Origin of the sequence: Micromonospora terminaliae (genome assembly GCF_009671205.1) — a bacterium.
In the GTDB taxonomy this organism is placed as follows: Bacteria; Actinomycetota; Actinomycetes; order Mycobacteriales; family Micromonosporaceae; genus Micromonospora; species Micromonospora terminaliae.
On the sequence record NZ_CP045309.1, the window covers coordinates 2485675 to 2508686 of the forward strand.

General features: G+C 75.6%; 28 protein-coding genes. 15 read left to right on the forward strand and 13 right to left on the reverse strand.

Annotated features, from left to right (window positions below; translation table 11 throughout):
* Positions 1-140: 140 nt before the first annotated feature.
* A complete protein-coding gene (locus GCE86_RS32575; protein ID WP_420846464.1) occupies positions 141-725 on the reverse strand; it encodes a hypothetical protein in 585 nt (194 codons plus the stop codon).
* A 37-nt stretch (positions 726-762) separates the two neighbouring features.
* The gene (locus GCE86_RS11005) at positions 763-2229 is read right to left on the reverse strand and encodes a hypothetical protein (RefSeq protein WP_154226856.1); all 1467 of its coding nucleotides are present in this window, start codon (positions 2227-2229) and stop codon (positions 763-765) included.
* Between the two features lie 227 nt (positions 2230-2456).
* Between GCE86_RS11005 and GCE86_RS11010 the strand changes: the two genes are divergently transcribed.
* The gene (locus GCE86_RS11010; protein ID WP_154226857.1) at positions 2457-3971 is read left to right on the forward strand and encodes a vWA domain-containing protein; all 1515 of its coding nucleotides are present in this window, start codon (positions 2457-2459) and stop codon (positions 3969-3971) included.
* Positions 3972-3995: 24 nt separating this feature from the next.
* On the opposite strand, the gene GCE86_RS11015 is transcribed toward GCE86_RS11010, so the two are convergent.
* A complete protein-coding gene (locus GCE86_RS11015) occupies positions 3996-4814 on the reverse strand; it encodes a TIGR04222 domain-containing membrane protein (RefSeq protein WP_154226858.1) in 819 nt (272 codons plus the stop codon).
* A 39-nt stretch (positions 4815-4853) separates the two neighbouring features.
* Positions 4854-6401 (reverse strand): ArnT family glycosyltransferase, encoded by a 1548-nt coding sequence (locus tag GCE86_RS11020; protein WP_154226859.1) that lies wholly within the window; start codon positions 6399-6401, stop codon positions 4854-4856.
* A gap of 89 nt (positions 6402-6490) precedes the next feature.
* On the opposite strand from GCE86_RS11020, the gene GCE86_RS11025 reads away from it, so the two are divergent.
* Positions 6491-6886, forward strand: a complete 396-nt coding sequence (locus GCE86_RS11025) for a cupin domain-containing protein (RefSeq protein WP_091257940.1) — start codon at positions 6491-6493, stop codon at positions 6884-6886.
* 12 nt (positions 6887-6898) lie between these two features.
* Here the strand turns inward: GCE86_RS11025 and GCE86_RS11030 are convergent, their stop codons facing one another.
* Positions 6899-8134 carry an MFS transporter gene (locus GCE86_RS11030; RefSeq protein ID WP_154226860.1) on the reverse strand — a complete coding sequence of 412 codons (1236 nt, stop codon included), beginning with the start codon at positions 8132-8134 and terminating at the stop codon, positions 6899-6901.
* 68 nt (positions 8135-8202) lie between these two features.
* Here GCE86_RS11030 and GCE86_RS11035 point away from each other — a divergent pair, with 68 nt between their 5' ends.
* The 5 genes from GCE86_RS11035 (at position 8203) to GCE86_RS11055 (ending at position 11061) form a co-directional block, all read left to right on the forward strand.
* The gene (locus GCE86_RS11035; protein WP_154226861.1) at positions 8203-8706 is read left to right on the forward strand and encodes a MarR family winged helix-turn-helix transcriptional regulator; all 504 of its coding nucleotides are present in this window, start codon (positions 8203-8205) and stop codon (positions 8704-8706) included.
* Between the two features lie 69 nt (positions 8707-8775).
* The gene (locus tag GCE86_RS11040) at positions 8776-9342 is read left to right on the forward strand and encodes an isochorismatase family protein (protein WP_154226862.1); all 567 of its coding nucleotides are present in this window, start codon (positions 8776-8778) and stop codon (positions 9340-9342) included.
* Positions 9343-9489: 147 nt separating this feature from the next.
* Positions 9490-10011 (forward strand): DUF2087 domain-containing protein, encoded by a 522-nt coding sequence (locus GCE86_RS11045; protein WP_154226863.1) that lies wholly within the window; start codon positions 9490-9492, stop codon positions 10009-10011.
* A 39-nt stretch (positions 10012-10050) separates the two neighbouring features.
* Positions 10051-10560: a GNAT family N-acetyltransferase gene (locus tag GCE86_RS11050; protein ID WP_244317261.1), complete on the forward strand. Its 510-nt coding sequence runs from the start codon at positions 10051-10053 to the stop codon at positions 10558-10560.
* A gap of 75 nt (positions 10561-10635) precedes the next feature.
* Entirely contained in the window at positions 10636-11061 is a 426-nt protein-coding gene (locus tag GCE86_RS11055) for an Hsp20/alpha crystallin family protein (protein ID WP_154226864.1), read from the forward strand.
* 139 nt (positions 11062-11200) lie between these two features.
* Here GCE86_RS11055 and GCE86_RS11060 read toward each other — a convergent pair whose 3' ends face one another.
* A complete protein-coding gene (locus GCE86_RS11060; RefSeq protein WP_154226865.1) occupies positions 11201-12274 on the reverse strand; it encodes a helix-turn-helix transcriptional regulator in 1074 nt (357 codons plus the stop codon).
* Between the two features lie 209 nt (positions 12275-12483).
* Between GCE86_RS11060 and GCE86_RS11065 the strand changes: the two genes are divergently transcribed.
* The 4 genes from GCE86_RS11065 to GCE86_RS11080 are packed head-to-tail and all read left to right on the forward strand — an operon-like array spanning position 12484 to position 15405.
* Positions 12484-13476 carry a tyrosine-type recombinase/integrase gene (locus tag GCE86_RS11065; RefSeq protein WP_154226866.1) on the forward strand — a complete coding sequence of 331 codons (993 nt, stop codon included), beginning with the start codon at positions 12484-12486 and terminating at the stop codon, positions 13474-13476.
* Between the two features lie 41 nt (positions 13477-13517).
* Positions 13518-14159: a TetR/AcrR family transcriptional regulator gene (locus GCE86_RS11070; protein ID WP_204342144.1), complete on the forward strand. Its 642-nt coding sequence runs from the start codon at positions 13518-13520 to the stop codon at positions 14157-14159.
* Positions 14156-14530: a VOC family protein gene (locus GCE86_RS11075; protein ID WP_154226867.1), complete on the forward strand. Its 375-nt coding sequence runs from the start codon at positions 14156-14158 to the stop codon at positions 14528-14530. Before GCE86_RS11070 ends, GCE86_RS11075 begins: the two co-directional genes overlap by 4 nt.
* A gap of 29 nt (positions 14531-14559) precedes the next feature.
* Positions 14560-15405, forward strand: coding sequence for an LLM class flavin-dependent oxidoreductase (locus GCE86_RS11080; RefSeq protein ID WP_154226868.1), 846 nt, complete (start codon positions 14560-14562; stop codon positions 15403-15405).
* A 4-nt stretch (positions 15406-15409) separates the two neighbouring features.
* Here the strand turns inward: GCE86_RS11080 and GCE86_RS11085 are convergent, their stop codons facing one another.
* Positions 15410-15811, reverse strand: coding sequence for a winged helix-turn-helix transcriptional regulator (locus GCE86_RS11085; RefSeq protein WP_154226869.1), 402 nt, complete (start codon positions 15809-15811; stop codon positions 15410-15412).
* 121 nt (positions 15812-15932) lie between these two features.
* Between GCE86_RS11085 and GCE86_RS11090 the strand changes: the two genes are divergently transcribed.
* On the forward strand, positions 15933-16730 hold the full coding sequence (locus GCE86_RS11090) for an NAD(P)H-binding protein (protein WP_244317262.1): 798 nt from the start codon (positions 15933-15935) through the stop codon (positions 16728-16730).
* A gap of 48 nt (positions 16731-16778) precedes the next feature.
* On the opposite strand, the gene GCE86_RS11095 is transcribed toward GCE86_RS11090, so the two are convergent.
* A complete protein-coding gene (locus GCE86_RS11095) occupies positions 16779-17150 on the reverse strand; it encodes a VOC family protein (RefSeq protein ID WP_154226871.1) in 372 nt (123 codons plus the stop codon).
* A gap of 109 nt (positions 17151-17259) precedes the next feature.
* Here GCE86_RS11095 and GCE86_RS11100 point away from each other — a divergent pair, with 109 nt between their 5' ends.
* Positions 17260-17721: an Rv0361 family membrane protein gene (locus tag GCE86_RS11100; RefSeq protein ID WP_154226872.1), complete on the forward strand. Its 462-nt coding sequence runs from the start codon at positions 17260-17262 to the stop codon at positions 17719-17721.
* 18 nt (positions 17722-17739) lie between these two features.
* Here the strand turns inward: GCE86_RS11100 and GCE86_RS11105 are convergent, their stop codons facing one another.
* The 3 genes from GCE86_RS11105 to GCE86_RS11115 form a co-directional block, all read right to left on the reverse strand.
* A complete protein-coding gene (locus GCE86_RS11105; RefSeq protein ID WP_154226873.1) occupies positions 17740-18459 on the reverse strand; it encodes a thymidine kinase in 720 nt (239 codons plus the stop codon).
* A 61-nt stretch (positions 18460-18520) separates the two neighbouring features.
* Positions 18521-19918, reverse strand: coding sequence for an MFS transporter (locus GCE86_RS11110; RefSeq protein ID WP_154226874.1), 1398 nt, complete (start codon positions 19916-19918; stop codon positions 18521-18523).
* A gap of 15 nt (positions 19919-19933) precedes the next feature.
* Positions 19934-20701, reverse strand: coding sequence for a glycerophosphodiester phosphodiesterase family protein (locus GCE86_RS11115; RefSeq protein ID WP_244317263.1), 768 nt, complete (start codon positions 20699-20701; stop codon positions 19934-19936).
* 99 nt (positions 20702-20800) lie between these two features.
* On the opposite strand from GCE86_RS11115, the gene GCE86_RS11120 reads away from it, so the two are divergent.
* Together GCE86_RS11120 and GCE86_RS11125 are read left to right on the forward strand one after the other, a co-directional pair.
* Positions 20801-21253, forward strand: a complete 453-nt coding sequence (locus tag GCE86_RS11120) for a helix-turn-helix domain-containing protein (RefSeq protein ID WP_239542646.1) — start codon at positions 20801-20803, stop codon at positions 21251-21253.
* The gene (locus tag GCE86_RS11125; RefSeq protein WP_154226876.1) at positions 21246-21614 is read left to right on the forward strand and encodes a DUF4180 domain-containing protein; all 369 of its coding nucleotides are present in this window, start codon (positions 21246-21248) and stop codon (positions 21612-21614) included. Before GCE86_RS11120 ends, GCE86_RS11125 begins: the two co-directional genes overlap by 8 nt.
* A gap of 3 nt (positions 21615-21617) precedes the next feature.
* On the opposite strand, the gene GCE86_RS11130 is transcribed toward GCE86_RS11125, so the two are convergent.
* A complete protein-coding gene (locus GCE86_RS11130; RefSeq protein ID WP_154226877.1) occupies positions 21618-22460 on the reverse strand; it encodes an SDR family NAD(P)-dependent oxidoreductase in 843 nt (280 codons plus the stop codon).
* A gap of 88 nt (positions 22461-22548) precedes the next feature.
* A complete protein-coding gene (locus GCE86_RS11135; protein WP_239542644.1) occupies positions 22549-22974 on the reverse strand; it encodes a flavodoxin family protein in 426 nt (141 codons plus the stop codon).
* Between the last annotated feature and the right edge of the window lie 38 nt (positions 22975-23012).

A 23012-nucleotide genomic window follows, 5' to 3' on the forward strand; every position in this document is an offset into this window, starting at 1 on the left:
CTTTCACTATTCGCATATCCGGAACAGTAGGCACGGTCGTCGCAGACAACGCAGGAGTGCGTCGAGCGGTCAAACGGGATTAACGTCCACAATGCTCCGCGAGCCGTCCCACCAGGGAGGCGGCTCGCGGAGCAGTTCGGTCAGGACTGCGTCCGGTCGTCGATCTCGGTGCCGGACTCCCCGGGCCGGGCGCCGATCGCCTCCTCGGCGGCGCGTCCACCGGTGCTCTCGTCGCCCAGCGTCAGGCTGCTGCGGGGCAGCCCGGACAGCCCGGCCGGATCCTGGATGTCGCCCCGCACGCCCCGGTCGTCCTCGGCGCGGTCGTCGATCTCGGTGCCGGACTCCCCGGGCCGGGCGCCGATCGCCTCCTCGGCGGCGCGCCCGCCGGTGCTCTCGTCGCCCAGCGTCAGGCTGCTGCGCGGCAGCCCGGACAGCCCGGCCGGATCCTGGGTCGGCTGGTCCGGCCAGTCGGCGGTCTGCCCGGCCGCGCCGCCGGCGGACTCCCGCCGCCCGACGCCCAGCCCGTGGTAGGCGCCCGGCACACCGGGATCACCCGGATCGGCCAGGCTCGTGTCGACCGGCCGGGCGTCCGGGTCGGCCAGCCCCGCGCGGCGCAACATGTCGACCAGCTCGTCGTGCGGCATGCGCTCGGTGTCCGTTATTCCGGCCCCGCGCGCGATGGACCGCAGGGTGGTCAGGTCCTGATCTGCGAAGGTCTCGGCCATGCCGGTGCCTTCCCGGCGCTCCGGAGAAGGAAACCTGTCAGGACCGTGCGCCGCCCAGTCCCAGCAGCACGGCCAGGCCGAGCGCGCTGCGCGGGGCGTACGGGACCCGCCACAGCCCGCCGTGCGCCGCCGCGTACGCCTCGTCCCGCCACGGGTGGTCCTGTGCCGGACCACCGCCGGTGCGCAGGTCGTGCACGAGCAGCGCAGCCATCAGGGTGTTGCTGGTGGCCGGCTCGAACACCTCGATGCCGAACCGGTGCGCCCCGGCGTACGCGGCCGCGAGAGCACGGTTGCGCAGCACCGAGCGGGTCCGGGTGGGCGGTGCCACGGTGAACGACACCGTGCTGCCGGCGTCGCGGGCCACCGCCGCCCGCCAGCGTTGCAGCCGCTTGGCCAGCGCGTAGTTCGGCCCCTGCTGCGGCACCAGGCTGTCGTTGATCCCCGGGTCGGCGCCGGGCGGGTAGTTGCGGTGCAGCAGGCGCCCGCCGGAGAGCAGCCGCAGCGACCGGCGCGCCACGCCGCGGGCCGCGTACCCGCGTTCGGCGTGGGCGACGGCCTCGGCGGGCACCGCGTACACGTCGGTGGGGGTGGCCAGGAAGGCCAACGCGGTGTCCGGGCGGCGCCGCCCCAGGTGGACGGTGAGCGCGTCGACGGCGGTGGCGACCCGGACGTTGGTCGCGCCGTCGGCGTACACGTAGTTGCCGAGCACGAGCCGGCCGTCCAGGCCGTCGAGCCAGCGGGCGGCCTGCGGCAGGCGGTGCAGCAGGTCGGCGCCGGCGCCCGCGGCGAGGGCGGCCTCGCCGCCGCCGGCGCCGGGCCGCACCGGCAGGTGCAGCCGGCCGCCGTGCCGGTGGGCGGTGCGCAGCAGGCGGCGCCAGATCTCCGGGCGGGGCAGGTCGACGGCGACCACGTCCCCGCCCCAGCGCAGCACGGACGGCAGGGGACCCATCTCGGCGCCCGCGCCGAGCACGACGATCCGCAGGTCGCGCAGGTCCAACCAGTCCGGCTCGGCCTGCACCGCGCGGACGGCCTCCGCGCAGCTCGGCTCGATCACACCCGCGTCCACCCAGGCGTCGAGGCGGCGGCGCAGGTCGTCGCCGCGCAGGCGCTGCCCGCGGTACGGGACGGACAGCTCGCGCTCCACCGGGCCGGCGCCGGTCACCGTGGCGGTCTCCAGCGGCGGCTCCCCGTCGGGCAGCGCGAACGCCTCCTCGAGCGCCACCTCGCCACCGGCGGCGGGCAGGTAGCGCATCCGGGCGTGCAGTGCGGCGAGTCCGTCGCGGGCGATCGTGAGCGCGGCGTCCCGGGAGAGCAGGCCGGCCTCGACGAGCCGGCGGAAGTGGCTGACGTAGCCGTGCCGCCAGTCGGTCTCGTGCTCGGCCGAGCGGGCGCCGACCGGGTCCACCGCGCGCAGGGCGTCGGCGACCACCGCCCGCCCCAGCGCGGTCGTGCTGCGCCGGCCGTCGCCGGTCGCGGGGAACACCACCCCGGTCGGGCCGTCCACGGCTCCACCTCCCGCTCGTCCCGGCCGCCGCCGGCCGTGGGCCCACTCTGCCGCATCGGCCGGCGCACCGCCCGCCGAGGGCCGCCCGCCGGCCCGCTCAGGTCACGGTCCGCGCACGGATCGGTCACGACGGTCGCGCTTCGGTCTCGGCTCGATCACGGCGGGATCGGCCGGTCGTGGCCCCGCGTCGATGACCACGACCCGTCCCCCATCCCTGCGGAGGAGCCATGGTCCACCTCAGACGGTCGGTGCTGCTGCTGGCGGCGCTGGCCACCACCCTGACGGTCGGCGCCTGCACGGCCGACGGCGGCGCACAGCGCAGCGACTCGGCCCACGGGCCGGCCCGTGGGCAGCGCAGCGACGCGGCGCCCGGGGCCGCCCGCCCGGACGCCGACGCGCCCCGGTCCGGCGACGAGACCCGGGCCTCGGACGACCCGCTGTCCACCTTCGCCGTCGACGTCGACACCGCCTCCTACGGGTACGCCCGCCGGCTCATCCTGGACGGCCGGCTGCCGGAGCGCGGCACGGTCCGGCCGGAGGAGTTCGTCAACTCCTTCCGCCAGGACTACCCCCAGCCCGCCGGTGACGGCTTCGCCGTGCACGTCGACGGCGCCCGCCTGCCGGAGACCCACGAGGCCGGCGGTGACGAGCGGCTGCTGCGGGTCGGCCTCCAGACCCGCGCCCAGGACGAGCAGCGCCGCCCCGACGCGGCGCTCACCTTCGTGATCGACGTGTCGGGGTCGATGGGTGAGCCCGGCCGGCTCGACCTGGTCCGCGACGCCCTGCACACGCTGGTCGACCAGCTGCGCCCCACCGACTCCATCGCCGTGGTCGAGTTCAGCAACCGGGCCCGGGTGGTCCGGGAGATGACGCCGGTCGCCGACGCCCGCCCGCTGCACTCGGCGATCGACTCCCTGCACACCCGGGACAGCACCAACCTGGAGGCCGGTCTGGTGCTCGGCTACCGGGTGGCCCGCGACGGCTTCCGCCCCGGCCGGACGAACCGGGTGATCGTGCTCTCCGACGGCCTGGCGAACACCGGCAGCACGGAGGCCGAACCGATCCTGCGCCGCGTACGCGCCGAGGCGGAGAAGCAGATCGCCCTGCTCGGCGTGGGTGTCGGCAGCGACTACGGCGACGAGCTGATGGAGCAGTTGGCCGACCGGGGCGACGGCTTCGCGGTCTACGTCAGCGAGCGGGAGCAGGCCCGGGAGGTGTTCGTGCGGCAGCTGCCGGCGACGCTGAGCGTGCGGGCGCTGGACGCCAAGGTGCAGGTGAGCTTCGCGCCGCAGGCGGTGCGCTCCTACCGGCTGGTCGGCTACGACAACCGGGCGGTGGCCGACCAGGACTTCCGCGACGACCGGGTCGACGGCGGCGAGGTGGGCCCCGGGCACAGCGTCACGGCCCTGTACGCGGTCCGGCTCGCCGAGGGCGCGTCCCCCTCGGACCGGATCGCGCAGGTGCAGGTGCGCTGGACCGACCCGGTCGAGCGGACGCCGGCCGAGACGTACGGGTCGGTGACCGTCGCCGACGTCCAGGGCGGCTTCGCCGCGGCGTCGCCGCGGTTGCGGGCCTGCTACGCGGCGGCCTGGTTCGCCGAGACGCTGCGGGGTGCGGAGTCGGCCGGCCCGGTCCGGCTCGCCGACCTCGCGGCCATCGCCGACGGGGCGGCCGCCGCGACCGAGGACCCGGAGGTGCGGGACCTGGCGCGGGTGATCCGCTCGGCCGACGAGCTGCGCTGACCCGGGGCGGGCCGGGTCGTCCGGTCAGCGGCGGGCGGGTTTCCGCTCCGGGGTCGGGCGCCCCCGCTCCGGGTCGACACCGACCTGCACGGCGACGGCCGGGTCCACGGCGAGCAGCGGGCGCGGCCCGAACAGGGCCATGGCGGTGAGCAGCTGCCCGGTGTCGCGCTCGCGCCAGGTCGGCCGCCGCTGCGGGTCCAGCTCGGCGTGCTCCCGGCGCTGCCGGCGCAGCAGGCGGCGGGCCGCCGCACCGGTCTCCGGCACCTCGCACAGCCACCAGCCGCCGAGGGCGGTGGCCAGGCAGCACAGGAGCAGGCCCGCCACGGAGGCCGGCCCGCCCGCGTTCCGCCCCTCGACGGCGCTGTCGACCAGGCGGGTCACCCCGACCGCGGCGACCGCGAACAGCGGCACGGTGCCCAGCGCGACACGCCGCCGCTGGGCCGGGGTGAGCAGCCAGCCGTCCCGGACGAGCCGGCCGACCAGCCGGCGCAGCGCCCGGCCGACGCCGGGGTCGGCGAGCACGGCGGCCCACGTCTGCGGCCGGCGCAGCGCGGCGTGCAGGGCGCGGACCAGCGGGGCCGACCGGGGCGGCGGCGGGCCGTCCACCGACAGGGTGGCCAGCTCGCCGAGGCGTACCACGCCGGCGCGGTGCAGCGCGGCCACGGCCACCTGGCAGGCCAGCAGGGCCCGGTCGGTGAGGTAGGCCAGCTCGATCGGGTCCGGGGTGGCGCCCCGGGACCGCCGGCCGGTCAGCTCCCGCGCCGCCAGGGCGACGGCGAGAGCCACGGCGACCGCCCCCAGGTAGTCGAGGAGGAAGAGCGGTCCGCTGACACCCCAGAGCATGGCGCCAAGTATGGCCCGGCCGCCCCGGTGCCCCGGCACTCAGGAGGCGTGCGTCACCTCGCTGTCCCAGATCTGCGACCAGGGACGGCGCAGGCCGCGGCAGACGAAGATCGGCTCGCCGTTCTCGTCGTTGTCCACGTCGACCCGCTGGTCGACCCGACCGGCCTCGGTGACCTCGGTGAACCAGGCGCGCAGACGGTCGGGCCTGTCCCAGCCGACCGCGATGACCAGGTCGGCGTCGTCGGCCGGGCGGCCGAACGAGGCCATGCTGTTGTGCCCGGAGTAGGCCCGGGGCAGGCCGCGGGCCGGGCCGTAGCGGGCCAGCGCCCCGGCCTCGCCGTAGTTGCCGGTGAGGACGACGGCCCGGGCCCGTTCCTCGGGCGGCAGGCCCCGGTGCACGGCGGCGACCGAGTCGGCGAACGCCGGCCAGCCGATGGTCTCGCCCGCGTCGTAGTTGGCGTCGACCACGATCCCCGGCAGCCCGTCGGCGGGCAGGGTGGGCAGCAGCAGGACCGCGCTGCTGGCGACCATCAGGGCGGCGGCGGTGGCGAGCAGCGCCTGCCGCACCCGGGCCGCGCCACGCCGCGCCCAGTCGGCGGTGACGATCGCGCCGGCCGCGGCGAGCACGAGCAGCAGCGGGGCGTCGTAGTAGCCCTTGCCGCCGGCGAGCACGACGATCGCGAACGCCACGAGCCACGCCCAGCCGATCGCCCGGTACGCCGCCCAGGCGGGCCGGCGCAGCAGCGCCACCAGGCCGGCGACCCAGACCGGGGCGGCGAACGGGCTGATGATGGCCAGTTGGAGCAGTATCGCGTCGACCCGGCCGCTGTAGGAGCTGCCGCCGCCGGCGATCGACGACGCCACCACGAGCTGCGGGAAGCCGTGCGCGACCTGCCAGGCGACGTTGGGCACCGCGAGCAGCACGGCGATGCCGGCGCCGGCCAGCACCCACCGGTCGCGCAGCAGCCGGCGCGGCCCGGCGATCAGCACCCCGGCCAGCAGGCCGACGCCGAGCAGCGCCGGCAGCAGCTTGTTGAGCATGCCCACGCCGAGCGCCAGGCCCAGGACGAGCGCCCAGCGGGTGTCGCCGGTGCGCAGCAGCCGCACCGCGCACCAGGCGGCGACGAGCCAGACCAGCACGTCGACCGTGGTGGTGCTGAGCAGGTGACCGGGGGCCAGCACGATCCCGGACGCGGCGGCCAGCACCGCGGCGGCCAGCTGGACGCCCCGGCCGGCGCCGAACTCCCGGGCCAGCGCCGCGACCAGCAGCACCGACGCGCCGGCGATCAGCGCCGACGGGGTACGCAGCAGCACCAGGTTGCCGGGCGCGACGGTGTCGGCCAGCCGGGCGAGCGCGGGCACGAGCGGGCCCTGGTCGACGTAGCCCCAGTCGAGGTGCCGGCCGCAGAGCAGGAAGTAGAGCTCGTCGCGGTGATAGCCGTAGCGGCCGGCGAGCAGCAGCAGCACGGCGGTGACGGCCCCGCCGACCAGCCAGGGCGCGGCGGTGCGCGGCCCGGGTGGCGGGGTCGTCGGCGCGGCGGACGCCCCGGCGTCGGGGCGGTCGAGGTCGGTGACGGGTTCGGCCACCCGTCCATGATGGTCCGTCCGGGCAACCGCGCGCTGCCCCGCGCCGCCGGGGTTTCCCGTGCACGGCGCGGGCGGGCGAGGATGGACCGATGAGCACTGAGCCGATCGAGCTGGCCGCCGCCCTGGCGCGCTTCGACCAGCTGTGGAGTCCGCGCATCGTCACCACCGTCAACGACTACGACGTCCGGATCGCCAAGGTGGCGGGGGAGCACGTCTGGCACGCCCACGACCACACCGACGAGTTCTTCCTGGTGCTCGACGGCGAGCTGCGCATCGCCCTGCGCGACGGCGCGGACGGCGCGGAACGCGAGGTGGTGCTGCCGCGTGGCGCCGTGTTCGTGGTGCCGCGCGGGGTGGAGCACCGGCCGTCCGCGCCGGACGGCGCGTCGATCCTCATGTTCGAGCCGTCCGGCACGTCCAGCGTGGGGGAGCGGCACGACGAGGTGCCCGGGCACGTGGACGCCACCACCGGGCACCGGCTCTAGCGCCGGCCCGCCTCAGCGTCCGGCCGGCGCGGGCTCCGCGACGGCCGGCGGGGCCGGGGCCGGCCAGCCCAGCCGGCGTACGCCCGGGACGGCCGCCGTCCCGACGCAGGCCACCAGGACCAGCGCCCCGGCCACCGCGAGGGGGACCGGGGCGCCCCACTCCCCGGCGGCGAGCGGGGCCAGGGCGTACCCGAGCGGCATGGCGCCCAGCGACATGAGCCAGTCGTACGAGGTGACCCGGGCGAGCACCTCGGGCGGAAACTGGCCCTGCACCACGGTCTCCCACACGGGGTTGAGGAAGCCGAGGGCGACCAGCGCGAGGCAGTAGGCGGTGATGGTCACCGGGGCGGGCGCGGCGGCGGCGAGCAGCAGCAGGGGCGCCGCGTAGGCGGCGAGGGCCAGGTTGCCCAGCAGCACCGGCCGGCGGGGGCGGGCCCGGGCGGCGAGCAGTGACCCGGCCAGCAGGCCGATCGCGCCGGCCTGCTGGAGCAGCACCCAGACGCCCTCGCCGCCGAGGTGGTGCACGGCGACCACCGGGCCGAGGGTGAGCAGCACCGCGGCGGCGCCGTTCCAGACGCCGTGGGCGAGCAGGCTGCTCCAGTACCAGTCGCGGGCCCGGACCTCGCGCCAGCCGAACACCAGGTCGGCGCGCAGCGACCGGTGCGGGACGGGCACGTGCCGCACCCGGATGACGGCCAGCAGCGCGGCGCTGACCGCGAACGAGGCGGCGTCCAGCACGAACGCCCAGCCCGGCCCCGCGGTCCAGATCAGCAGCCCGGCCAGCGCCGGCCCGGCCAGCCGGCTGGCGTTGCCGGTGGCGCCCATCAGCGCGTTGGCCCGCTGCCGGCCGTCGGCGTCGACGGTGCCGGCGACCAGCGGGGACGAGGTGGGCATGGCGAACGCCGATGCCGCGCCGCCTACGGCGCTGGCCACCGCGAGGTGGGCCAGGGTGGGCGCGCCGCCGAGCAGTTCGGCGCCGACGACCAGTTGGGCGGCGCAGCGCACCAGGTCGGTGCCGAGGGCGACGCGCCGGGCGTCGAAGCGGTCGGCGACGACGCCGCCGAGGGGAAGCAGCAGCAGCCGGGGCACCATCGCGCAGGCCAGCACCACGGCGAGGGCGGTGGTGGAGCCGGTGGCTCGCAGCACGGCCAGCGCCAGTGCGGTGGGCACCACGGCGTCGCCGAGCGCGGAGACGGTGCGGCCGAGGAAGAGCAGGCGGAAGGCGCGGAGCCGGAGGGGATGTGTCACCTTGGCAGAGTAATTCGACACCGAATATTTCGGCAACGAATATTTCGTTGTCGGCGTATCGTGGTCGGGTGAGCGACCGCGACGCCGTCGACCAGCACGTCGAACGCTGGCTGCCCGTGGTGCCCGACCTCGACCCCGATGTCGAGGGGGCGGTCGTCCGGATGTCCCTGCTCACCCGGCACCTGCGCGAGGTGAAGGACCGGGCGCTGGCCGCGCTCGACCTCCAGGAGAAGGAGTACGGCACCCTGCACGCCCTCGCCGGCCGGGGCGGCCGGGCCGCGCCCTCGGAGATCGCCGGCGACCTGCGGATGGCGCCCGCCTCGATCACGGCGCGGGTGGACGCGCTGATCCGCCGGGGCTTCGTGCAGCGGATCCCGTCCGAGGTGGACCGCCGCCGGATCGACGTGGAGCTCACCGACGCCGGCCGGGCCGCGTGGCGGCGCGCCATGGGGGTGGTGGGTGACGAGGAGCAGCGGGTCCTCGGCGTGCTCACCGCGCAGGAGCGGCGGGTCCTGGCCGACCTGCTCCGCCGGGTCACCCTGGCGGCCGGGTCACCGCCCGGCCGGATCTGAGCGCTCGGACTGTCGGTGGGCGGGGCTAGGTTGGTCGTCGACCAGCCGACGGCCGTCCTGGGAGGCGCCATGAGCACACTCGTCGACCGACCGCACACCGCCCTGCTCGTCATCGACGTGCAGAACGGCGTCGTGCAGCACGCCCACGACCGCGACCGGGTGATCGGCAACATCGCCACCCTCGTGGACCGGGCCCGCGCGGCCGGTGTCGAGGTGGTCTGGGTGCAGCACCGCAGCGAGGAGCTGCCCACGGGCAGCGAGCAGTGGCAGTACGTGCCCGAGCTGGTGCGCCGCGACGGCGAGGCGCTGGTGCACAAGGCCTGGGGCGACTCCTTCGAGGAGACCGACCTGGAGTCCGTCCTCGCCACGCGGGGCGTCAGCCGGCTCGTCGTGACCGGCGCGCAGACCGACGCGTGCATCCGCTCGACGCTGCACGGCGCCATCACCCGCGGTTACGACGCGACGCTGGTCGCCGACGCGCACACCACCGAGGACCTCTCGGCCTACGGCGCCCCGCCGCCCGAGCAGGTCATCGCCCACACCAACCTCTACTGGCGCTTCCACTCCGCGCCCGGGCGCACCGCCGGCACGGTCGACACCGCCGACGTCGACTTCGCCGCGCGCGTCCCCGCCTGAGCCGCGCCGCCGACGCCGGCCCCTTCGCCGGCCGACGTCGCCTCTGGCGGACAACCACGGCGGGCCGGCCGTGCGATGAATCGCGACCGGTCGGCCCGGCGGAAAACCCGTGGCCGCCCGGTGGCGGGCGCTGGCAGGCTGCCCGTCATGAGTGCACAGGCCCTCGCGGGGGCGCTCGCCGACGAGCGCCGCCGCGCCGTGTTCGGCGCGATCGTGCTCGGCGCCGGGGACCTTCCCGCCGTCGTGTCCCGCACCGGGCTGTCCGCCCGGGACGCCGCCACCGCGGTTCGCCGGCTCACCGACGTCGGTGTGCTGACCGACGACGGGGCCGGGCTGCGGGTCGACGGCGAGCGGCTGCGGGACTTCGCGCGCGCCGGTGGCCCGCCCGCGCCGGCGCCCGCGGCGGACCCCCGGGAGACGATCCTGCGCACCTTCCTGCGGGACGGCACGCTGACCCGGTTGCCCGCTCAGCGGGGCCGGCGCCGGGTGCTGCTGGAGCACATCACCGAGCGCTCCTTCGAGCCGGGCGTGCGCTATCCGGAACGGGCCGTCGACGACGCGCTGCGCCGCTGGTGCGAGGGCGGCGAGGCCGACCACGTGACGCTGCGCCGCTACCTGATCGACGACCTGCTGCTCACGCGGGACCACGGCGTCTACTGGCGACCCTGAGCGGCGAAAAGCCGTTGACCGGCCGGTGAGGATCAAGCGGTGAGCACCTGGACCAGCCACTGCACCGCCCCCGACTCGGCCGACGCGCGGGTCATGCTGCGCGAGTACCTGGCCGAGACGGTCCGCCGCTGGCACGGCCGGCCCGAGCGGCCGGGTGAGGTGAGCGCCGCCCTCGAGGAGTCGCCGAGCGACGACCTGTCCCCACCCACCGGGTTGCTCCTGCTGGCCCGCCGCGACGGGCACCTGGCCGGTTGCGCGGGGCTGCGCTGGCGGCCGGGCTGGGCGGAGCTGACCCGGGTCTACGTCCGCCCGGCGCACCGCGGCGCCGGCGGCGGCGCGGCGCTGCTCGCCGCCGTCGAGCCGTACGCGCGGGACGCCGGGCTGGACCGGATCCGGCTGGACACCCGCAGCGACCTCGTGGAGGCACGCGCCCTGTACGCGCGGCACGGCTACCGGGAGATTCCTGCCTTCAACGCCGACCGGTACGCCCAGCACTGGTTCGAGAAGCTGCTGCCGGCCCGGGTTGACGACGCGCTCCCAGCGCGCTAAAAAAAGAAATCGAGAACTTGAGTCACCTCGACTCAACTTGACACCTTCGGCCAGGAGAACCGAGGAGGCACGGCCATGTTGATGCGTACCGACCCGTTCCGTGAGATCGACCGGCTCGCCGAGCAGTTCTTCGGCACCACGGCCCGTCCGGCGGTCATGCACCTCGACGCCTACCGCGACGGCGATTTCTTCCACGCCGCCTTCGACCTGCCCGGCGTCGACCCGGACAGCATCGACTGCACGGTGGAGCGCAACGTGCTGACCGTCCGCGCCGAGCGCCGGCGGCCGGACGGCGACAACGTCGAGCTGGTGGCGGCCGAGCGGCCGATGGGCACCTTCACCCGGCAGCTCTTCCTGGGTGACACCCTCGACACCGACAAGCTGGAGGCCGGCTACGAGAACGGCGTGCTGACCCTGCGCATCCCGATCTCGGAGCGGGCCAAGCCCCGCCGGATCGCGGTCACCGCAGCGAGCAACGGCCGCCGCGAGATCAGCGCCTGACCAGGCGCCGCCAAACGAGATCAGCGCCTGACCAGGCGCAGGCGCAATCAGCGACCGACCAGGCTCCGCCGGCGAAGTCAGCGAATGCCCAGGCGCCGCCGGGCGAAATCAGCGCCTGACCGGGCGCCGTCTGGGAGGGTCAGCGCCGGACCGGCGCCGCCGGGTCAGCCCGCGGCGTCAGGGGACAGGGCCGAGCGGGGGTGGCCGGGGGACCGGCCGCCCCCGCCGGCGCATCCGGGGCGCCCGGGTAGAGCCGCGCCATCGCGTGCGCCGTGGCGGCGAGGCGCTCGCGCAGCTCGGCCGGCTCCAGCACTTCCACTTCCGCGCCGAGTTTGAGCAGCTCGGTGTGGGCGTGTCTCACCGACTCGATGGGCACGGTGGTCTCCAGCCAGCCGTCCGGGCCGGGCTCGCCCGCCGCCGCCCGGGCGCCCCGGCTCATCTCCGGCGGGAAGACGTACGGCATGAACTCCAGCGCCGCCACGGTCAGCCGGATCCGGGCGTGGTCGCGGTAGACGTCCCGCTCGTAGCGCTCGGTCCACTCCCGCCAGTAGTCGGCCAGGTCGAAGTCGGCGGGCCGCTCGTGGCGCTCGTCGGAAACCGCCACGTCGAGGACGGCGCCGACCCGGTAGGTGCGTACCTGGTCGTCGCAGCGGGCCACCAGATACCACCGGCCCGCCTTGAGCACCACACCCAGCGGGGCGACCGTCCGGGTCACCTCGCGCGGCGCGCGCCAGCGCCGGTAGCGCATCTCCACGAGCCGGTCCTCCCACACGGCCCGGGCGAGCGCGGTCAGGTGCGGGGTGGGTTCGGGGTGCCGGAACCAGCCGGGGGCGTCCAGGTGGAACCGCTGCCGGGCCCGGCCGCCCCGGTCGGCCAGCTCGCCGGGGAGCGCGGCGAGCACCTTCAGCTCGGCGGCCGCCACCACCGGCCCGAGCCCCAGGTCGGCGGCGGGGCCGGGCATCCCGGCCAGGAACAGCGCCTCGGCCTCCGGCGCGGTCAGCCCGGTCAGCCGGGTCCGGTAGCCCTCCAGCAGCTGGTAGCCACCGGCCGGGCCGCGGTCGGCGTACACGGGAACGCCGGCGGCGCCGAGCGACTCGACGTCCCGGTAGACGGTCCGGACCGACACCTCCAGGGCGTCGGCGAGCTCCTGGGCGGTCATCCGGCCGCGTGTCTGCAGGAGCAGCAGCAGGGAGACCAGGCGGCTGGCACGCACGTCGTGACGGTATCCCGGGCCGGAGATCCACCGACGGCCCGGCCGGGTCGCCTGCGTCGGCCGGCACGAGCGATCCGCGACGACGCGGCCGGGCGCAGCGGCCCCCGACCACCGCCCCGCCGGCCGCGGTCCGGCTGTGGAGGAGACGGCGTGAGATCGTCGGGCGCGCCTCGTCGCGAATCACCCGGTCGGCTGAGAGCCTTTCTCACATGCTGCGTCCCGAGGTGCTGCCCCGCGGGTCGACCCCGGCCGCCCTGGGCGGCGGGCCGACCGACTTCACCGAGGCGTGGCTGCGCAACCGGCGGCTGTCCGAGCACACCCGCGACGCGTACCGGCGGGACGTCACGGGCTGGCTCAGCTGGTGCGCCGGCCGGGAGCTGGACCCGCTGCGGGCGAGCTTCCTCGACGTCAACGCCTACGGGCGGGAACTGGAGGCCACGCCGTCGGGGCGTGGCGGGCGGCCGCTGACCCCGGCCACCGTGGCCCGCCGCCTGTCCGCCCTGTCGAGCTGGTACGACTTCCTGGTCAAGCTGCGCGCCGTGGAGGCCAACCCGGTCGCCGCCGCGGACCGTCCCCGGGTGGACCGGGACCACTCCGCCACGGTCGGGCTCACCCCGGACGAGGTGGACGCGCTGCTCGCCGCCGCCGACGCGGACACCGGCGCGACCGCCACCCGCAACCGGGCCGCCATCGCCCTGCTGGCCGACCTGGGGCTGCGGGTCGGCGAACTGGTCTCGCTGGACCTCGCCGACCTCGGCGCCGAGCGCGGGCACCGCAGCGTGCGGTTCGTCGGCAAGGGCGGCAAGGCGCGTCGCCGGGCGCTCACCCCCGGCACCGCGTACGCGATCGACGCCTACCTGGCGGCGCGCGCCGCCGCCGAGGGGGTGAGCGTGGCGGAGCTCAGCGGTCCGCTGCTGGTCACCGCGACCGGCGGGCGGCTGGACCGGCACGCGGTGTTCCGGCTGGTGCGCCGGCTCGCGCAGGCCGCCGGGATCCCCGCCTGGGCGAAGCTGTCCCCCCATTCGCTGCGGCACGCGTTCGCCACCACGGCCCGCGCCGAGGGGGTGCCGCTGGAGGACGTGCAGGACGCCATGGGGCACGCCGACCCGCGGACCACCCGCCGCTACGACCGGGACCGCCACAACCTGGACCGGGACCCGGCGTACGCGATCTGGGCGGCGCGCGCCCGTCGGCGCGGATAGTCCCTTGACGGAGTGAGTACTCACTCCGCATCCTGGTCGGCATGACCGATTCGCAGCGACCCCGCCGTCGCGCGCCCGGCATGAGCCCCGACGAGCGCCGGGCGATGATCGTGCAGGCTGCGCTGCCCCTGCTCACCACGCGCGGGGCGGCGGTCACCACCGCCCAGGTGGCGCGCGCCGCCGGCATCGGCGAGGCGACCGTCTTCCGCGCCTTCCCCGACAAGGATTCCCTGCTCGACGCCGCCGTCGCCGAGGCGTTGCGCCCCGACACCGTGCTCGCCGAGCTGGCCGCGATCCCGCTGGACCAGCCGCTGGCCGACCGGCTCACCGAGGCCGCCGGGGCGCTGCTGGCCCACCTGGACCGGCTGGGCGCGGTGCTCGCCGTCGCCCACACCGCCGGCCGCCCCGGCCGGGGCCGGCGAACCACGAGCGGGGACCACCCGCCGCCCGACGGCACCGGGCGGCGTGAGTCCGCGGACGCCACCCGGACCGCGGTCGCCGCGTTGTTCGCCCCGGAAGCGGACCGGCTGCGGCTGCCGGCCGACCGGCTGGCCGCCCTGTTCCTCGCCGTCCTGCTGCCCGGCCGACCACCGCTCGCGGACGACCGGCCGACCCCGGCCGAGCTGGTCGACCTGTTCCTGCACGGCGCGCTCGCGCCGCCCACCCCCGAGGAGAGCGCATGACCGTCACCCTCAACCACACCATCGTCCCGGCCCGCGACCACCATGCCGCCGCCCGGTTCTTCGCCGAGGTGATGGGCCTGCCGGTGCTGGCGCCCGCGGGCCGGCACGGCCACTTCGCCCCGGTGCGGATCAACGACCAGCTCACCCTGGACTTCATGAGCGTGCCCGCGCCGGAGGGGCATCACCTGGCCTTCGACGTCGACCCGGCCACCTTCGACGCGATCCTGGCGCGGCTGCGGACCGCCGGCGTGCCGTACGGCAGCGAGCCGGGGGCGCCGGACAACGGCCGGACCGACCACCCCCTGTGCGCCCGGGGACTGTTCTTCCGCGACGACGCCGGCAACCTGTTCGAGGTGATGTCACCGGCCTGACCGTCGTACCCCGCCCGTAGGGTGCCGGGATGCGGCACGGTCTGGAGATCTCCTGCGGCGGCGCCTCGGTGACGGTGGCCGATCTCGTCGCGCTCGGTTCGCTGGCCGAGCGAGCCGGCTGGGACGGGGTGTTCCTGGAGGACTACCTCATCCACCACTCCGGCGACGACCCGCCGACCTGGGATCCCTGGCTGGTGCTGGCGGCGGTGGCCGGCCGCACCGACCGGGTCCGCCTGGGCACCACGGTGACCGCGCTGCCCCGGCGCCGCCCGGCCAAGCTGGCCCGCGAGGTGCTCACCCTCGACCACCTCTCCGGCGGCCGGGCCGGGGTCGCGGTGGGTGTCGGTGACCCGGCCGACCGGGGGCTCGCCGCGTTCGGGGAGCCGACCGACGTGAAGACCCGCGCCGCGATGCTCGACGAGGGCCTCGACCTGCTGGTCGGGCTGCTCGGCGGCGAGCGGGTCACGCATCGGGGCACGCACTACCGGGCCGATGCCGTGGCGCTGCGGCCCGCGCCGGTGCAGTCGCCGCGGGTGCCGGTGTGGGTCGGTGGCAGCCTGCAGGCCAGATCCGTGCTGCGGCGGGCGGCCCGGGCGGACGGCATCGTGCCCTACAAGCTTACCGACACGGCCGGCTGGTCCGACGTCACTCCCGACGAGGTGTGCGAGCTGGTCGCCGCGCTGCCGGCGGTGCGCGCCGACGGGCAGCCGTTCGACGTGGCGATCGGTGGCCGGCGGCGGCGGCTCGATGAGCGGGCCGAGCGGGCCTACCTGGGGGAGCTGGCCGCGGCCGGCGCGACGTGGTGGCTGGAGTACGTCCCGGCCGGCGACCCGGCCGAGATGCGGGCCGCGGTCGCCCGGGGGCCCCTGCGCTGACCGTTCAGCGCCCGCGCGACGGCCGCTGGCGGGCGTCGTAGTCCTGCCGGGCCTGCTCGACCCGGTCGAGGTTGCCGGCCGACCACTGTGCCAGGTGGGCGAAGATCGGGGCCAGGCTGCGCCCCAGCTCGGTGATCTCGTATTCCACCCGGGGCGGGACCTCGGCGTGGTAGGTGCGCCGCACGAGGCCGTCGCGTTCGAGCTGCCGCAGCCGCTGGGTGAGCACCTTCGGGGTGATGATGACGAGCCGCCGTTCCAGCTCGACGAAGCGCTGCCGGCCGTACTCGTGCAGGGCCCAGAGGATCGGCGTGGTCCAGCGGCTGAACACGAGGTCGACCACCGGGGCGATCGGGCAGGCCTGCTCCGGGTCACCGTCCAGCCCGGAGCGCCAGGTGGTGCTGGTCACAAATCCTCCCGACGCCGTTACTTTCCTCTAGGTACCTACTATACGCAGGCGATTAGCGTGCTCCACATCGCACATTCGAGAGGGGCACATCATGATCGTGGTTACCGGGGCGACGGGAAACGTGGGACGTCCGCTCGTACGGGCGCTGGCCGAGGTGGGCGAGGAGGTGACGGCGGTGTCCCGGCGCGTCTCGGCGGCGGAGCTGCCGTCCGGCGTCCGGGCGGTCCGCGCCGACCTGGCCGACCCGACCGGGCTGAAGGCGGCGGTCGACGGCGGCGAGGCGCTGTTCCTGCTGTTCACCGGCGAGCAGTTGGCCGGTGGCGCGGACGCGGGCGCCATCCTCGACGTCGCGCGGCAGGGGGGCGTCCGCCGGGTGGTCCTGCTGTCCTCGCAGGGCGTGGCGACGAAGCGCCATCCACCGGGGCAGGAGGAGGCGGTCCGTGCGTCCGGGCTGGAGTGGACGGTGCTGCGGCCGGGTGGCTTCCACTCCAACGCCCTCGCCTGGGCGCCCGGGGTGCGCTCCGGGCGGGTGGTGCACGCGCCCTTCGGCGACGTGGCGCTGCCCAGCGTCGGCCCGGCCGACATCGCCGAGGTGGCGGCGCTGGCGCTGCGCGACGGGCGCCACGCCGGCGGCACCTACGAGCTGACGGGGCCGGCGGCGGTGTCGCCGCGGGAGCGTACGGCGGCGCTGGCGGCGGCGCTCGGCGAGCCGGTCCGGTTCGTCGAGCAGACCCCGCAGCAGGCGCGGGAGCAGATGCTGGCGTTCATGCCGGAGCCGGTGGTGGCGGCGACCCTGAGCATCCTGGGCACGCCGTCGCCGGCCGAGCAGCGGGTCAGCCCGGACGTCGCGCGGCTGCTCGGCCGGGCGCCGCGCAGCTTCGCCGACTGGGCGGCGCGGCACGCCGCCGACTTCCGCTGACGGAACCCGCCGGCCCGCCGGGCAGCCCGGGCGGGCCGGCGAGGGTCGTCAGCCCTGCGGCCGGGGGCAGAGGCAGAACGGCTGGCCGATCGGGTCGAGCAGCACGGTCCACCGTTCCCCGCCCGGCTGGAACTCGGGCCGGGTGGCACCAGCGGCCACGAGATCCTTCTCGGCCAGGGTCACGTCGTCGACGTAGAGGTCGAGGTGGTAGCGCTTGCCGGCGGTCTCGTCCGGCCAGGCCGGGGGCGCGTACCCGGGCACCAGGCCGAAGCCGATCGACGTGCCGTCCTTGCTGATCATCGCGTATTCGGCCTGGCTGTGTGTGACCTCCCAGCCGAGGGCGCGGGAGTAGAACGCGGCGTGGGCGGCCGGGTCGGAGCTGTCGAGGTTGACCATGGCGAGGTCGGCGTTCACTGTCATGCCGGCCAGTCTGCCGACGGTACCTGCCACCTTCTGTCAGGATCAGCCGGCGGATCACAGCGGCACAAGTGCCTGCGGTACGGCCCGCCAGTCTCTACCGTCGGTGGTGATGGGCAGGGAGCGGGCGGGGAGCCGGCCGGCCCGGCGCCGCCGCCGGCCGGTACGCGCCGGTGTGCTGGTCGCCGTCCTCGGGCTGGGCACGTGCCTGGTCGGGGTGGCCGGGCTCGGGGTCTGGAACGTGCAGGTGGTGCTCCAGGCCAACGGCCCGGTCCGGGACACCGCCGACGCGTTCTTCCGCGAGGTCGCCGCCGGGGAGACCGACCAGGCGTACGACAAGCTGTGCCGCGAGGCGCGCGGGAAGTGGAGCCAGGTCGGCTTCGGCAGCTGGGTGCGCACCCCGCCGCAGGTCAGCGGCTACGAGATCGTCGACGTGGCGGTGCAGACCCGCGGTGGCCGGCCGCGCGGCACGGTGACGGTGCGCCTGACCCGCGACGGCGGCGGCAGCGAGGAACGGGAACTGCCGATCGTGCAGGAGGACGGGAAGTGGCGGGTGTGCGGCGACCCGTTCTGACCCCCTGGGGGACCGGCGTCAGGCGCGTGGGCCGAGGTCGCCGGAGCGGTAGTGGCGCCGGCACAGCACCTGGTAGCGCACGTCGGCGGTGTCCACGGTGTCGCCGATGACGACCTGCTCGCCCTCGCGCACGACCCGCCCCTCGACGACCCGGGCGTTGAGCTGCCCCTCGCGGCCGCACCAGCACAGCACCTCGACCTGGATGCGGGCCACCTCGTCGGCGAGTTCGAACAGCCGCTGCGCGGCGGGGAACAGGCAGGAGCGGAAGTCGGTGGCCAGGCCGAAGGCGTACACGTCGACGTCGAAGTTGTCCACCAGGTCGGCCATCTGCTCGATGTGGTCCAGGTTGTAGAAGGACGCCTCGTCGCAGATCAGGTAGTCGACGCGGACCCCCTCGGCCCAGGCGTCGCGCACCAGGTCGCGCAGGTCCAGCTCGTCGGTCACCTCGACGGCCGAGTGCGCGAGCCCGATGCGGGTGGTGACCTGCGGGCCGAGGGAGCGGTCGATGCGCGTGGTGACCAGGCCGCGGCGGCCCTGCCGGGCGTGGTTGTAGTTCATCTGCAGGGCCATCGTGGACTTGCCGCAGTCCATCGGGCCCCAGAAGAACTTCAGCGCGGCGGCGTGCAGCGGCCGGCCGTCGACGGCGCGCGCGGCGGCGCAGCCGCCGGCACGGTCGTCGCCGGGGCCCGGGAGTGGGAGGGCCAGGCAGATCGGGGCGGCAGCGGCGTCGTCGGTCACGTCGGGGCAGCCTAGCCCATCGACGCGGAAGGATCTTGCCCGCGCGGACGTCCGGCAGGCCTCACAGCACCCGGGGCGGGGTGTTCCCGGCGGCGATGATGGCCCGGCGGATCGGCACGGCGGCCAGCAGCGCGAACCCGACCACGAAGAAGATCAGCAGGGAGACGAGGCCCACCCGGTACGACGAGGTCAGCTGGAACACCAGGCCGAAGGCGAGCGGTCCGAGCCAGCTGGTGCCCTTGTCGCTGATCTCGTAGAAGCCGTAGTACTCGCCCTCCTTCCCGGCGGGGATGAGCTGGCTGAACAGCGACCGGCTCAGCGCCTGGCTGCCGCCGAGCACGAGACCGATGCACCCGCCGAGCACCATGAACGGCAGCGGCGCCTCGGCGGGCAGCCGGAACGCCGCGATGATCACCCCGGTCCAGAGCACCAGGGACAGCAGCACCGTCTTCCAGGCGCCGATGCGCCGTGCGAGGGCGCCGAGGGCGAGCGCGCCGCCGAAGGCCAGGAACTGCACCAGCAGGATCGTCACGATCAGGGTGCTCTGCTCCAGCTTCAGTTCCTCGGTGCCGTACTGGCTGGCCAGGGTGATGACGGTCTGGATGCCGTCGTTGTAGACCAGGAAGGCGAGCAGGAAGAACAGCGTCAGCGGATAGGCCTTGATGTTGCGCAGGGTGTGGCCGAGCTGCCGGAACCCGTCGGTGAGCACGTTGCCGCGGCCGACCCGGGCCGCCGCAGCGGCGGCGGGGTGCTCCCGCAGCCAGCGCAGCGGCAGCAGGGTGAACGCCGCCCACCAGACGCCGGCCGAGACGATCGACCAGCGGGCCAGGTCCAGGGTGCGCTGCGGGTTGCCCTCCTCGCTGAGCAGCGTGACCGCCACCAGGTTCAGCGCGAGCAGCAGCCCGCCGCCGAGGTAGCCGATGGCCCAGCCGCGGCTGGAGATGGCGTCCCGGTCGTCGGGGCCGCCGAGCTGCGGCAGGAACGAGTTGTAGACCACCACGGCGGCGCCGAAGGAGATGTTGGCGACCAGGAACAGCGCCCCGCCGAGCAGGTAGCGGTCGCCGGTGACGAAGGCGAACCCGATGGTCGCGCCGGCGCCGGTGAACGCGGCGAGGGCGAGCAGCCGCTTCTTGTGCGCGGACCGGTCGGCGATCGCGCCGACCACGGGAAGCACGAACACGGTGAGGAACACCGACAGCGAGATCAGGTACGGGTAGAAGGAGCCCGCGGCGACCCGGATGCCCAGGGGGTGCACGACCCCGTCGCAGCTGTCGGCGCCCAGCTCGCAGCCGGCGGCCAGCTCGGTGACGGTGGTGAGGAACGGGCCGAGGAAGACCGTGATAACCGTGGTCTGGAAGGCGGAGTTCGCCCAGTCGTAGAAGTACCAGCCGGTGCGTTCGCGGCGGGTGCTGCCCGGGTGGGCGGGTTCGGCGACGGCGGGGGCGACCGTATCGGCCATCGGGGTCCTCGAGGTTCAGGCGGCCCAGTGGCCGCGGCTGCGGTAGACGTCGCGCAGCACGCCGACGTGATCGGTCATGATGCCATCCACACCAAGATCAAGTAAGTCGTGCATCTCGGCGGGTTCGTCGATCGTCCAGACGTGCACCTGCAGGCCGATCCGGTGGCAGTAGTCGAGGAAGCGCCGGTCGACCACGGGCAGGCGCCCGTACCGGACGGGGACCTGGGCCGCGACCACGGACGGGGGCAGCCGCAGCGACCGCCCGTGGAGGGAGGCCATCCGCAGCCGGGCCACCCCGCGCATGCCGAGGCTGGTGGCGACCTTCGGCCCGGCCAGGGCGCGCAGCCGGGCCAGCCGGGCGTCGCTGAACGAGGCGAGCAGCACCCGGTCGCCGGACCCGGTGCGGGCCACGGTGTCGACGGTCGGGACGACACCGCCGTCGGCCTTGACGTCGACGTTGAACCGGACCTCCGGCCACGCGCCGAGCACCTCGTCGAGGCGGGGCACCACGGCGGCGCCGCCGACGCGTACCGAGGCCAGGTCGGCCCAGCGCAGGTCCGCGATGCGGCCGGGCTCACCGGTGACCCGGCGCAGGCTGGCGTCGTGGAAGATCACCGGCACGCCGTCGGCGGTGGCGTGCACGTCGGTCTCCACGTACCGGTAGCCCAGGGCGATGGCGCGGGCGAACGCGGCGGCGGTGTTCTCGTCGCCCTCGGCCGCGCCGCCGCGGTGGGCGAAAGCGAGGGGCGCGGGGGCGTCGAGGTAGCCGTGACGGGGCTGCACGCCGGAAGTATGCCGGGCGCGGGTGGCGTCCCGGTGACCGCCCGGCGTCGCCGCAACGAACTTCCCCATCCTTCCCCAATCGCGCTAACATAGGGAGCGATGGGTAATGACATGTACTCGGTGGAGCAGGTGGCGGACCTGCTCGGGCTGCACGTGCGCACCGTGCGCGGCTACATCCGCACGGGCCGGCTGCGCGCCGTGCGGATCGGCAAGCAGTACCGCGTGGCCCGCGCCGACCTGGACGCGCTGACCGGCCGGCCCGCCCCGGCCGCCGGCCCGCCGGCGCTGGAGGTGTCCAGCATCGTGCAGGTCGACGGCGTCAACCGGGCCGCCGCCGACCGCCTGGCCACGCTGGTGCTGGCCGGTGTCAACACCCACCACGACCCCGCCCGCCCGCTGCGCGTGCAGACCGTCCACGACGAGGAACGCCACCGCATGAAGATCGTGATCCTGGGTGACGCCGCCGCCACCGCCGACCTGCTGCACCTGGTCGACGCCGTGCTGGCCGGCGACAACGACCTGCGCACCGCGAAGGAGGCCGGCGATGCCTGACGTGCTTGAGGAGCGGACCGGGGTGCCGGTGCTGGTCTGCGACCCGGCCGGCCCGCCGGTGGCCACCACCGAGGCGGCCCTCGACCTGATCGGCGGCGCGTCCTTCGGCGGCGCCGAGGTGGTCGCCGTGCCCGCCGAGCGGCTCGACCCGAGCTTCTTCGCCCTGGGCACCCGCTTCGCCGGTGAGGTCATGCAGAAGTTCGTCAACTACCGGCTGCGGCTGGTCGTCGTCGGCGACATCTCCGCGCATCTGGCGGCCAGCGGCGCGCTGCGCGCCCTGGTGGCCGAGTCCAACCGTCACGACCACGTCTGGTTCGTCCCGGACCTGGCCGCGCTGGACGCCCGGCTGGGCGGCGGCTGATCCTCAGCGCACCCAGCCGGCGGTCAACGCGGTCACCCCGAGCCCGTCGGGGTCGGCCAGCTTGACGCCGACGAACTGCCGGGCGGCGGGGGAGGTCTGCACCCGGGGCGGGGGCTCCGGGTCGATCAGCGTCGCGACCACCGCCGCGGCGGCGTCCGCCGGTGACTGGGCGGCGGCGAACGCGGCGGCGGCGCGATCCAGGTACGCGCGCAGCGCCGGCCCGTACACGCCGGCGGCGGCCACCGCGGCCTCGGCGTCGAGGCCCACGTTGGCGACGAACTCGCTGGCCACCGCGCCCGGCTCGATCACGGTGACGCTGATCCCGAGGGTGGCGGCGACCGGGGCGAGGCTCTCCATGAACCCCTCGACGGCGAACTTCGCCGCGCAGTACGCCTCGTTGAACGGCTGCCCGACCACCCCGCCCACGCTGGTCACGGTGATCAGCCGGCCCCGGGTGGCGCGCAGGTGCGGCAGGGCGGCCCGGGTGACGTGCAGGACGCCGAAGAAGTTGACCTCCAGGACGGCGCGGATGTCGCCGATCGTCTCGCGTTCGAGGGTGCCGACGTGGCCGGCGCCGGCGTTGTTGACCACCGCGTCGAGCCGGCCGTGGCGGGCCACCACGTCAGCCACGCAGGCAGCGGCCGCGGCCTGGTCGACGACGTCGAGCCGGCGTACCTCCAGCAGGTCGCCGACCCCGGCGGCGTCGGCGGCGGCGCGCAGCCGGTCGGCGCGGGCGGGGTCGCGCAGCGTGGCGACGGTGCGCCAGCCGGCGCGGGCCGCGCCCACCGCGGTCTCCAGGCCGATGCCGGTGGACGTGCCGGTGATCAGGACCGTTGGTGCGCTCATCCCCGCCCCCGCCGTCGGCTACCGCCTTCCGCTCGCAGGGTCGCACCGGGTGGCGGGTTGGCGCAGCGGAACGCCCGACGTGGGCGCGTCAGCCCGGCTGCCGGCTCGGGCCGACCCCGGCGTCGCGGGTCTGCGGCGGCGGGTACGGCTGCTCGGCCAGCAGCCGCGCCAGGTGCGCGCTGTTGAGCGCCAATGCCGAGGTGGTACGGCCGGTGGTGTCCGGTTTGGGGCGGGCGTCGATGTAGTCGGTCTTGTGCAGCGCCTCACCGACCCAGTAGGTGGCTGCGGCGGCAGGGCAGGTGAAGCCGACCTCGTTGAGCGCCTGCTGCACCTGGCCGATGGTGTGGTGCGCGCCGTCCTCGTTGCCGACCACGGCGACGCCGGCCACCTTGCCGTACGTGCGCAGGCGGCCCTCGGCGTCGGTCTCGGACAGCTCGGCGTCCAGCCACCCGTCCCCGTGACCTTCGTCGGTCGAGACCCCGAAGCGGACGGAGTGGTCGACGACCCGGACCATCTCCCCGGAAACCCCCTGGCTGGCCAGCGCATCGGGGA